The sequence below is a fragment of the Limosilactobacillus reuteri genome, from assembly GCF_013694365.1.
GTDB classification, from domain to species: domain Bacteria; phylum Bacillota; class Bacilli; order Lactobacillales; family Lactobacillaceae; genus Limosilactobacillus; species Limosilactobacillus reuteri_E.
The window spans coordinates 1,500,724-1,511,596 of the sequence record NZ_CP059275.1; the positions used below are offsets into that span (position 1 = coordinate 1,500,724).

At 40.3% G+C, this 10,873-nt stretch carries 13 protein-coding genes and 1 pseudogene; all 14 read left to right on the top strand.

The window, feature by feature from the left end; all coding sequences use genetic code 11:
- Positions 1 to 74: 74 nt before the first annotated feature.
- Positions 75 to 863, top strand: a pseudogene (locus HHK02_RS08750) (reverse transcriptase domain-containing protein); the annotation flags it as partial.
- Positions 864 to 1,394, top strand: coding sequence for a YqeG family HAD IIIA-type phosphatase (locus HHK02_RS08755; protein ID WP_181462305.1), 531 nt, complete (start codon positions 864 to 866; stop codon positions 1,392 to 1,394). It abuts the pseudogene before it with no gap.
- Complete coding sequence (gene yqeH / locus HHK02_RS08760) at positions 1,395 to 2,522, top strand: ribosome biogenesis GTPase YqeH (RefSeq protein WP_181462306.1); 1,128 nt, start codon at positions 1,395 to 1,397, stop codon at positions 2,520 to 2,522. It abuts the gene before it with no gap.
- The gene (gene yhbY / locus HHK02_RS08765) at positions 2,523 to 2,834 is read left to right on the top strand and encodes a ribosome assembly RNA-binding protein YhbY (RefSeq protein ID WP_003664099.1); all 312 of its coding nucleotides are present in this window, start codon (positions 2,523 to 2,525) and stop codon (positions 2,832 to 2,834) included.
- The gene (locus tag HHK02_RS08770) at positions 2,835 to 3,479 is read left to right on the top strand and encodes a nicotinate-nucleotide adenylyltransferase (RefSeq protein WP_078009282.1); all 645 of its coding nucleotides are present in this window, start codon (positions 2,835 to 2,837) and stop codon (positions 3,477 to 3,479) included.
- A complete protein-coding gene (gene yqeK, locus HHK02_RS08775) occupies positions 3,480 to 4,094 on the top strand; it encodes a bis(5'-nucleosyl)-tetraphosphatase (symmetrical) YqeK (RefSeq protein WP_078009283.1) in 615 nt (204 codons plus the stop codon). It begins immediately after the preceding gene.
- Positions 4,095 to 4,451 carry a ribosome silencing factor gene (rsfS, locus tag HHK02_RS08780; protein ID WP_003670865.1) on the top strand — a complete coding sequence of 119 codons (357 nt, stop codon included), beginning with the start codon at positions 4,095 to 4,097 and terminating at the stop codon, positions 4,449 to 4,451.
- Positions 4,452 to 5,192 (top strand): class I SAM-dependent DNA methyltransferase, encoded by a 741-nt coding sequence (locus HHK02_RS08785; protein ID WP_085719323.1) that lies wholly within the window; start codon positions 4,452 to 4,454, stop codon positions 5,190 to 5,192.
- Positions 5,193 to 6,326 carry a nucleotidyltransferase gene (locus tag HHK02_RS08790; protein ID WP_181462307.1) on the top strand — a complete coding sequence of 378 codons (1,134 nt, stop codon included), beginning with the start codon at positions 5,193 to 5,195 and terminating at the stop codon, positions 6,324 to 6,326.
- A complete protein-coding gene (locus HHK02_RS08795) occupies positions 6,327 to 6,884 on the top strand; it encodes a DUF177 domain-containing protein (protein WP_003664093.1) in 558 nt (185 codons plus the stop codon). It begins immediately after the preceding gene.
- Positions 6,885 to 7,064 carry a 50S ribosomal protein L32 gene (gene rpmF, locus HHK02_RS08800; RefSeq protein WP_003664092.1) on the top strand — a complete coding sequence of 60 codons (180 nt, stop codon included), beginning with the start codon at positions 6,885 to 6,887 and terminating at the stop codon, positions 7,062 to 7,064.
- Complete coding sequence (locus HHK02_RS08805) at positions 7,065 to 7,751, top strand: response regulator transcription factor (RefSeq protein WP_003668474.1); 687 nt, start codon at positions 7,065 to 7,067, stop codon at positions 7,749 to 7,751.
- On the top strand, positions 7,752 to 9,227 hold the full coding sequence (locus tag HHK02_RS08810; RefSeq protein WP_085678848.1) for a HAMP domain-containing sensor histidine kinase: 1,476 nt from the start codon (positions 7,752 to 7,754) through the stop codon (positions 9,225 to 9,227).
- Entirely contained in the window at positions 9,228 to 10,721 is a 1,494-nt protein-coding gene (yjeM, locus tag HHK02_RS08815; RefSeq protein ID WP_181462308.1) for a glutamate/gamma-aminobutyrate family transporter YjeM, read from the top strand.
- Positions 10,722 to 10,873: the final 152 nt, after the last annotated feature.

A 10,873-nucleotide genomic window follows, 5' to 3' on the forward strand; every position in this document is an offset into this window, starting at 1 on the left:
GTATACGGAACCGTACGTACGGTGATGTGAGAGGTCGATAATCGAACTAATCAATTATCTCCTACTCGATTTAGATGATTAAGTATCTCCAACAATATATTGATGACCCATGGACACTAAGACTCATTCGTAAGTTTCTAACTAGCGGAGTCTTAGACCATGGGCTTTTCGCTAAGAGTGAAAAAGGAACCCCACAAGGAGGGCCATTGTCACCACTACTGGCGAACATCTATCTAAATGAGTTGGACAAAGAGTTGACTAGACGTGGTCATCACTTTGTGCGCTATGCGGATGATTGTAACATCTATGTTAAAAGTCAACGAGCCGGAGAACGAGTAATGCGAAGCATTACCTAGGTGAACCCAGATAAAACCAAAGTCGGTAGCCCTCTGCGGTTGAAGTTTCTTGGCTTTTCGTTGGGTGTAGACCACAATGGGGCCTACGCCCGTCCAGCTAAACAATCGCAACAACGAGTAAAGAAAGCGCTGAAGTTATTAACTAAACGTAATCGTGGAATATCTCTGACAAGAATGTTTGAAGAAATTCATCGAAAAATGCGTGGGTGGCTTCAGTACTACTCAATTGGGAAACTAACTAACTTTATTCAACGCCTCGACAAGTGGTTGAGGGTCCGAATAAGGCAGTATATCTGGAAGCAATGGAAAAAGTTTAAAACTAAGGTAACTAACTTACAGAAGTTGGGGCTGTCCCAGCGTGATGCATATGTCTTCGCTAGTACCCGCAAGGGCTACTGGCGAACTGCACATAGTAAGACCTTGAGCTATTCTCTAACTAATAGAAAACTGGAACAACTTGGACTTATGAATATGTCCAAGACGCTCCAGTCAATTCAATGTGATTAATTGTTAGAGATATTTAAACCAACATGGATGGTTAATACAATATATTCTGTTTCTCCTGCCCAATTAAAAGAGCAGGGAGTGCGAGCTGTTTTTAGTGACCTGGATAATACCTTGATTGCTTGGAACAATCCAGATGGAACTCCAGAATTAAAGGAATGGATGGATTCTTTACGAGAAGCCTATATTCCGCTAATTGTTATTTCTAATAATAGTAAGGAACGAGTTGGGAAAGCTGTTAATAGCCTTGACCTTCCATTTGTTTCGCGATCATTAAAGCCCTTAAGTTTTGGGATTGATCGTGCACGGAAAAAACTTAATTTAGCAAAAGATGAAGTGGTTATGGTTGGTGACCAATTATTGACTGATGTTGCTGCGGCTAACCAAGCGGGCATTCGAAGCATTTTAGTACGCCCCCTATTAAATACAGATAAGTGGGATACCCGTATTAACCGCTTCTTTGAACGCCGTGTTTGGAAGAGCTTAAACAAAAAATATCCAGATTTAAAATGGCAGGAGGATTTGAATGACTGAATGACTGAACAAGAACAACAAACTGAAGAATTACGTTGTATAGGTTGTGGGAGTATTATCCAAACGGAAGATCCTAATGGCTTGGGTTATACGCCTAAGTCAGCCCTTGAGAAGGGAAAGGAGACAGGAGAATTATACTGTCAGCGTTGTTTCCGCTTGCGGCACTACAATGAAATTGCTCCGGTATCATTAACGGATGATGACTTTTTGCGCCTATTAAATCAGATTCGGGATGCCAATGCTTTAATTGTGTATGTTGTTGATGTTTTTGACTTTAATGGAAGTCTAATTCCGGGCTTACATCGTTTTGTTGGTGATAATCCAGTATTATTAGTTGGAAATAAGGAAGACTTGTTGCCACGTTCTCTACGGCGGCCCAAGTTAACTGACTGGATTCGTCAACAGGCAAATATTGCCGGATTGCGTCCAATTGATACGGTTCTTGTTTCAGCTAAAAAGAACCATCAGATTGACCACTTGCTTGATGTGATTGAAAAATACCGGCACAATCGAGATGTTTATGTTGTAGGTGTTACAAATGTTGGAAAATCAACGTTAATAAACCAAATTATCAAGCAACGAACGGGAGTAAAAGAATTGATCACTACTTCACGCTTTCCAGGAACTACTCTTGATAAGATTGAAATTCCGCTTGATGATGGGCATGTTTTAGTTGATACTCCTGGAATTATCCATCAAGAACAAATGGCCCATGTCTTATCGCCAAAAGACTTGAAGATTGTGGCGCCTCAAAAAGAGATTAAACCAAAGACTTACCAATTAAATGATGGTCAAACATTATTTTTAGGCGGCGTTGCGCGATTTGATTATCTTCATGGTGAACGTGCGGGAATGGTTGCTTACTTTGATAATAATTTACCAATTCACCGTACAAAGCTAAGCAATGCTGATAATTTTTATGCTAAACACTTAGGAGATTTGCTTACCCCACCGACTAGCGATGAAAAGGATGGGTTCCCACCATTAGAACGTTATGAGTTCCACATTACCGAAAAAAGCGATATTGTCTTTGAAGGTCTAGGATGGATTACTGTTCCTGCGAAAACGACTGTTGTTGCATGGGTTCCGAAAGGTGTCGGGGCTCTTGTACGGCGCGCAATGATTTAAATGCAATTAAGAGGAAAACAAAAACGATTTTTACGAGCACAAGCAAACCATCTTCAACCACTATTTTCTGTGGGTAAAGATGGTCTGACGGACAATTGGCTTGCTCAATTAGACGGCGCACTTGACCGTCGAGAATTAATTAAGGTTAGCATTTTGCAAAACTCAGATGTTACAACTGATGAAGTTCGCGAATTAATTGAAGAAAAAACTTCTATTCAGGTAGTTCAAGTTATTGGTCGGGTATTAGTTTTATTTAAAGTTTCAGCAAATAAGGATGCCCGTGAATTATCATCACGAGTAGCTGAAATCTAATTGCAAAGCTGTAGTGTAGTAGACAAGGTGCAAACCCAGGCGCAACCGGAGACTAAAGTTAGTGGACACCGTAAGCGGATCGGCCTCTATGGGGGAACATTTAATCCTATTCACAATGCTCACCTATTTATGGCGGATCAGGTTGGTCATGCCCTTTGTCTTGATCGAGTTGATTTTTTACCAGATGCTAAACCTCCCCATGTTGATCATAAAGATTCGCTTGATCCGCAATTGCGGTTACAGATGCTCGAATTAGCAGTTGCTGATAACCCCTTTTTAGGGATTGAGTATACCGAGTTAGAGCGGGGAGGAGTCAGCTATACTTACGATACTATTAAGTATTTGTTAGATAAGCACCCTAATGTGGATTATTACTTTATTATTGGTGGGGATATGGTCGATTACCTTGACAAGTGGTATCGGATCAATGATTTAATCCGCTTACCCCATTTCCATTTTGTCGGTGTTCACCGTCAAGGAGCGAAGAATGAGACACGATATCCAGTGATTTGGGTAGATGTCCCAACAGTTGATTTTAGTTCAACCGATATTCGACAACGGGTGCAACGTGGCCAATCAATCAAGTATATGGTCCCAGATGCCGTAAGCAAGTTTATTGAGGAGCATCAATTATATCGTGAATGAGTGAATGAAGAATTAGTTTATAATAAAAGTTATATCCCAATGACACGGTCTGAACTTATCGACCGTCTCAAAAAGGCGTTAAAGAATAAACGATTTCAGCATGTATTACGTGTTGAAAAAACAGCGATTGAGTTAGCTGCTCAATACGGTGTTGATATTGAAAAAGCAAGTATCGCTGGCCTGTGTCATGATTATGCTAAACAGCGTCCTGACGAAGATTTTATTGCCGAAATTAAGAAAAAAGGGCTTAATCCGCTGCTCTTAGATTATGGTAATGCAATTTGGCATGGAGTGGTTGGCGCAGAGCTAATTAAGGATGAATTAGGGATTTGGGATGAAGATATCCTAAATGCAGTTCGCCACCATACTACTGGAGCGCCAGTAATGACGAAGCTCGAGCAGGTTATTTACATGGCTGACTATATTGAGCCGGGTCGTGACTTTGCCGGCGTAAAAAAGGCACGAGTAATTACAGCAGCAAACCTTCAAGCAGGAGTTGCTTACCAAACAAAACATACGCTGGCTTATTTGATTGAAAATGGAAAGCCAGTATATCCAAAGACAATAGATACCTATAATGCATGGGTTCCGCAATATGAAGGAGAGATAGATTAAATGGATAGTAAACAATTATTAGAAATGGTTGTCAAGGCTGCCGATGGTCGGCGCGCAGAAGATATCGTCGCTCTTAAAGTTGATGAAATTAGTCCAATGGCTGATTATTTCGTTATTATGACGGGAGGCTCAGACCGTCAAGTACAGGCGATTACGAATGCCATTGTTGAAAAAGCGCATGAAGAAAATGTCAAAATTGGTAGCGTTGAAGGTAAAAATCATGCTCAATGGGTATTGGTTGACCTTGGTGACGTGGTTGTCCATGTTTTCCGTGAAGAAACCCGTCAATTCTATAACCTTGAAAAATTATGGGCCGACGCACCCCTTGTCAATATTAACGACTGGATTAATGATTAAATGATTTATCAAAGTTTTGCCCAGTTATATGACCAGCTTTTTGATCCTGAAATGTACCAGAAGTGGGAAAAGTTCACAATTAAAAACCTTCCTGCTAATACTAAGAGCATTTTAGATTTAGCTGGCGGTAGTGGACGGTTAGGAGTAATGCTGGCTGCTCGTGGATTTGATGTAACGGTTGCTGACTTTTCTGCTGAGATGCTCAGTATTGCCGATCAACATGCCACGGAAGCAGGAGTTAGTATGAATCTCTTGCAAGCTGATATGCGGGACCTCAGTGCTTTACCGCAGTATGATGCGATCACTTGTTATGCGGACTCTTTTTGTTATTTAGACGATGCAGCGGCCGTGCAAAAGACCTTCAATGAAATTGCTGATCATTTGAAAGATAATGGTGTCTTTTTATTTGATGTCATTTCTCCTTATCAAACTGATGTCATTTATCCGGGGTATATGTTCAACTATGAGGATAAGGATCATCAGCGAGCGTTCATGTGGCAGTCTTTCAAAGATGATGATGTTGAGCATGGCGTAATTCACGAATTAGCTTTTTTCACTCGAGATAATGATGGACGTTATGATCGTGTTGGAGAAACCCATTATGAACGTGCTTATGAATTGCCTTTATTAAAGCAGATGTTATCTCAAGCTGGTTTTAATTCTGTTGAAGTGGGATCAAATTTTTCGACTTCTATCAAAGAAGAAAAACCAACACGATGGTTCTTTAAGTGTCATAAATAAATGAAAGCAGTAGGGATGGTTGTTGAATATAATCCATTTCACAATGGGCATCGCTACCACCTTCAGCAAGCGAAAAAAATTTCCGGGGCAGATGTAACGGTAGCGGTAATGAGTGGTAATTTTACCCAGCGTGGTGAACCGACAATCGTTGATAAATGGTCGCGGGCTAGGGCTGCAGTGATGAATGGCGTGGACCTTGTAATTGAACTACCGGTTTTTTATGCTGTCCAACCAGCACACCGGTTTGCCGGAGGAGCGCTGAGTCTCTTAAATGCTCTTGGCGTTGACTCGATTGTCTTTGGGAGCGAGCATCCAGAATGGGATTTTGCCCGTTTGGTGAAGGCTGAAGAAGCTTTTAACCAGGAAAGTTTTAACAAGTATAATGCAACTTATGCCACCCAATTTAACGAGCAATTGAAGGAACAAACTGGTGTCACCCTGATTGATCCCAATGATATTTTAGCTTTTGCTTATACCAAAGCTAAAATCAACCAGGGTTATCATTTTGAATTGCTGCCTATCAAGCGACAAGGGAGTAACTATCACGACCAGCAAATCAAAGGAAAGATTGCGAGTGCGAGTGCAATTCGTCAGGCAATCAATGAAAAGGGCGATTACCGGCAAGCTGTTCCACAAGTGATGGGAGATATATTGGCGGCAATAAAGAGTATTCCTTCATGGACAGACCTTTATCCTTTATTACGTAATCAGCTTATTCAAGCGCCTGTTTCAACCCTTCAGTCAACTTATCTAATGGCGGAAGGATTAGAATATCGGATGAAGGAAGCTGCCCAGCGGAGTCTTGACTTTAATTCGTTTATGAAATTCACCAAGACTAAACGGTATACTTATGCCCACTTATTGCGAGTTTGTTTATACACTATCTTGCAGATTACCCAAGAGGAAGTAGCTGAGCATAGTAAACATCCTTATCTTCATGTCTTGGCCTTTAATAAGCAAGGCCGTGAATACCTTCATGAGGTAAAAAAACAGCTTGATCTACCGCTGATTACAAAAGTCGACCAAGAAATGCGGGATCAATTGCTTAACCTTGATTACCGAGCAGGAAAACTATATCAGTTATTTATGCCGGCTGAACAAGATTTAAAGCACCCGCCGATAATTATTAATTAATTGAAATGGTCGTTAGCTGAATTACATCGTTACCAAGATGAACCACTTCATATTCAAAGTACTTTTGATCTGAACGCATCATTAACGAAGCTGTTTCCAGATATTATTTTAGCTGTTCAACCAGTTAAAGTTGATGGTTACGTTACTTATGACGATGGTGATGCAACGATTAGCGCTCATGTTACAACGACGTTAACCGTTCCATCTAGTCGCTCGTTAACACCCGTTCAATTACCGCTCGATTTTACGTTCTCAGAGACGTATATCGATGATCGTTCACACTTTGCCCGCTATGAGGATGAAGATGAGGTTGTTTTCCTTATTAAAAAGGGTGATTCAATTGATTTTGATACTGCATTAGCGGAAAACATCGTTGAACAGGTACCGCTACGGGTTCTTTCTGCCGAAGAAAAATCTGGCAAACCAATGCCAAATGGAAAAGGTTGGAGTGTTATCTCTGAAGATGACTACAAGGCCCAGCAGCAGAAAGATGACAAAGTTGATCCACGTCTCGCTAAGTTGCAAAACCTTTTTCCTGATCAGGATAACAAAAAATAGATGGCTGTTCCAGCACGGAAGACTTCAAAGACTAAGAAGCGTATGCGTCGGGGTCACATCAAGTTAAATGTACCTGGCCTTACCCCTTGCCCAAACTGTGGTGAACTTCGCAAGTCCCACATGGTATGCCCAAGTTGTGGTTACTACGACGGCAAGCAAGTTGTTAACACTAACAACTAAATGAGTCGAATTTTAATTATTGAGGATGAGGAAAATTTAGCAAATTTTGTAGAACTTGAATTAAAGCATGAAGGTTACGATACAGATGTTGAACTTGATGGTCGTGCTGGATTAGAAGCAGCTTTAAATCAAGATTTTGATGTGATTTTGCTAGACTTGATGCTCCCAGAGTTAAATGGGATTGAAGTTGCACGGCGGGTTCGTGAAATAAAAGATACACCAATTATTATCATGACCGCTCGTGATTCTGTTATTGACCGTGTCTCTGGTTTAGATCATGGGGCAGATGATTATATTGTTAAGCCATTTGCGATTGAAGAACTCCTTGCACGGGTCCGGGCGTTATTGCGGCGAATCAGTATTGAAGATGGTAATAATAAGGAACATCAAACAACGGTCAATTACAAGGATCTTACCATTGAAAAAGAGAACCGGGTTGTTCGTCGCGGCGATGAAGTAATTAACCTTACCAAGCGGGAATACGAATTACTGTTGATCTTAATGGAAAATATCAATGTTGTTATGTCACGAAAAGACCTTTTGAGTAAGGTATGGGGTTATGATTCCAAGGTTGAAACCAATGTTGTTGATGTTTATATTCGGTACTTGCGGAATAAGATTGACCGTCCTGGTGAAAAGAGCTACATCCAAACGGTTCGTGGTACTGGATATGTGATTCGCTCCTAGATGAAGCAAAAAGATGAAAGACGGTTTGTTTCACTAAAAATTAAGTGGGCAGCTGGAACGGCATTAGGGTCATTAATCATCTTTTGTATCGTTGCGATGGCATTGTTTAGCGCGTTTACGCAAAATTTATTTCATCAAGAAAGACAATTATTGAATCAAGGGATGACTAATATTAGTACACAATTAAGTACTGTTGATAAGCCCTTAACTAAAAAGAATGTTAGTCACCTTATTGATCCAGACAGAAACCGGTCGAATATTATTTCTGGAGAGGAATATAAACGACCGGTAATTAAAGAGTTAAGTGATGGACACTTGGTTATTAATATTTATAATCCTGATGGAAAGAATATTTTGAGTACTGGTCGTTATATTAAAAAGCCGCAGTTTACGACTAATCGCAATATTCATATTGCTGCTGGGCCTGATCATGATGTGTTGGTCGGGCAGATGCCAATTTATGGTCAGAATAATCGGCAGTTGATTGGGTACTTACAAGTTGAAAATAACCTTGACGCTTATATGCAAAGTTATCATCAGTTGGCATTAGTATGTATCTTGGCTCTCTGCCTGGTTTTGATTGCGAGTGGGCTATTGGGATACTTTCTTTCCCTCTTTCTCCTTCGACCATTGGATGGAATTCATGACACAGTTAAGGAGATTAGTGCAGATCCTACTAAAGATGTCCGGGTACCGACTACCAATCGTAACGATGAACTAGCAGAATTGATAACAATGTTTAATGAAATGCTTGATCGAATGCAGCGGTATATCGACCAGCAGTCACAATTTGTCAGTGATGTTAGTCATGAACTCCGAACCCCTGTTGCGATTATTCAAGGACACTTAGAGATGCTTCAGCGATGGGGCAAGGATGATCCAAAAGTGCTGGATGACTCAATTAAGGCAACATTAATTGAAACGCGCCGGATGAAAAACTTGGTTCAAGAAATGCTTGATTTGAGCCGAGCAGAGCAAGTAGAGATTAATTTCCGCAACCAGCATACGATTGTTAATGATGTGGTTCACCAGGTCTACAATAACTTTAAGATGCTATATCCAGACTTTACTTTCCGTTTGGACGACGATCTGAAAGAACCAATCATGGTTGATATTTATCGCGATCATCTTGAACAGGTCCTTGTGATTTTATGTGACAATGCTGTCAAATATTCCACTGATGATCATAAAGAGATCCATATTATTCTTTCACGGGGAATGAATACTGTTGAGATTGGTATTCAAGACTTTGGTGAAGGGATCTCACCGGAAAATGTAAAACGGGTCTTTGATCGCTTCTATCGAGTAGATAAGGCTCGTAGTCGTAAGAAAGGCGGCAATGGATTAGGTCTTTCAATTGCCAAACGACTAATTGAAGGTTACCATGGTTCGATTACCCTAGAAAGTTCAGTCGGTGCTGGATCATTGTTTAGAATCATTTTACCGATTATTGAAGATCCAGAGACAAAAAAATAAGTGGCTGCGAAAGAGCAGAAAAAATTAATCACAACGCCAACATTGGTGTTAATGATTATTTCGACAATATATGGGTTTGGTAATGTTTCAATAGCCTATGATCAAATGGCATATGCGGGGATGTTTTGGTACATCCTTGCTGGAGTTTGTTTCTTCTTCCCCTGTTGTTTGATGATGGCTGAATATGGTTCGGCATTTAAGGACGCCAAAGGGGGAATCTATTCCTGGTTAGCTGGTTCGATAGGGGAACAGCTGGCCTTTATCGGAACCTTTATTTGGTTAGCGAGTTGGGTTCTGTGGCTAGTATCAAGTGCTTCTCGACTTTGGATAACATTGTCGGCACTATTATTTGGCCATGATACTACCCAACAATGGCATTTTTGGATCTTTAATTCTAATCAGTTAATTGGTATCTTGGCCATTCTTTTTGTCTTACTTGTAACCTTACTGAGTTCCCAGGGAATTAATGGGATTACGAAAATCAGCTCATTTGGTGGAGCGTTTATGATTGGAATGAATGCAATTTTTATTATTGCAAGTTTAGTAACGATTATTGCTAACAAGGGGGTTACTGCCCAGCCTATTCATGGTATTAGCAGTTTTATTGAGTCGCCTAATCCTGCTTTTAAGACGCCAATTGCGATTATTTCATTCGTTGTTTACGCAATCTTTGCATATGGTGGAATGGAAAATATAGGTGGAGTTACTGATAGTATGAAGAATCCAGCGAAGACATTTCCAAGAGGCTTAGTTATTGGTTCGCTCTTAACGATTGGCAGTTATGTGCTAATGATTTTAATGACTGGCTTTAGTGTTAATTACAATCATGTTATTGCAAAATCAAGCGTTAACTTAGGTAATGTTACTTATGTTGTCTTTAATCAATTAGGATACCAACTAGGTGTGTCACTAGGGTTAAGACATGCTACTAATATTTTTCTTGGTGTTCTCTTTACGCGAATGATTGCGTTAGCTGGCCTGATGGGGATGTTAGGAGCAATGTTCCTGTTAGTTTACTCCCCGATTAAGTCCTTTATCATGGGAGCTAATCCTGAGTTATGGCCTAAAAAAATTGTGACATTGAACAAACACGGGATGCCAGCATATGCAATGTGGATTCAGGCAATTTTTGTTTCGTGTATTATTTTCTTAGTTGCATTTGGGGGTTCAGCAGCTGCTAGTTTTTACCAAATCTTGACAGATATGGTTAATGTTTCAACCTGTGCCCCGTATATCTTCCTTGTTGGTGCATTCCCATTCTTTCAAAAGAAGGATATCCCACATGATTTTGTAGTATTTAAGAATCATTTTTGGACAAATGTATTAGTTGTCTTTGTTGAGATAATTGTTTGCCTAGGAATCATCTTTACATGCATCCAACCAATTATTGAGCATGATTTTCAAACTGCATTCTGGACGGCATTTGGTCCGGTCTTCTTTGGGATTGTTGCTTTGATTTTCTACAATCACGCATCAAAGAAGATTACAAAGTAGGGCTGGGAGAAAACTTTTGTTTTCTCTCAGCCTCAACTACTTTTATGAATAATAGTAAGATAACGTGGAACTAGCTTCGCGTCGCCACAAGGCTCGAGTCTAAGTACGAACGATAATCAGCCCGTGCCGTGCTAATCACCGTTCTATCCTTA

Excerpts from the sequence above, each read along its gene's own strand:
- HHK02_RS08805 (WP_003668474.1), top strand. The coding sequence starts at position 7,065 with ATGAGTCGAATTTTAATTATTGAGGATGAGGAAAATTTAGCAAATTTT.
- rpmF (WP_003664092.1), top strand. The coding sequence starts at position 6,885 with ATGGCTGTTCCAGCACGGAAGACTTCAAAGACTAAGAAGCGTATGCGT.
- HHK02_RS08790 (WP_181462307.1), top strand. The coding sequence starts at position 5,193 with ATGAAAGCAGTAGGGATGGTTGTTGAATATAATCCATTTCACAATGGG.
- HHK02_RS08810 (WP_085678848.1), top strand. The coding sequence starts at position 7,752 with ATGAAGCAAAAAGATGAAAGACGGTTTGTTTCACTAAAAATTAAGTGG.
- HHK02_RS08785 (WP_085719323.1), top strand. The coding sequence starts at position 4,452 with ATGATTTATCAAAGTTTTGCCCAGTTATATGACCAGCTTTTTGATCCT.
- rsfS (WP_003670865.1), top strand. The coding sequence starts at position 4,095 with ATGGATAGTAAACAATTATTAGAAATGGTTGTCAAGGCTGCCGATGGT.
- yqeH (WP_181462306.1), top strand. The coding sequence starts at position 1,395 with ATGACTGAACAAGAACAACAAACTGAAGAATTACGTTGTATAGGTTGT.
- yhbY (WP_003664099.1), top strand. The coding sequence starts at position 2,523 with ATGCAATTAAGAGGAAAACAAAAACGATTTTTACGAGCACAAGCAAAC.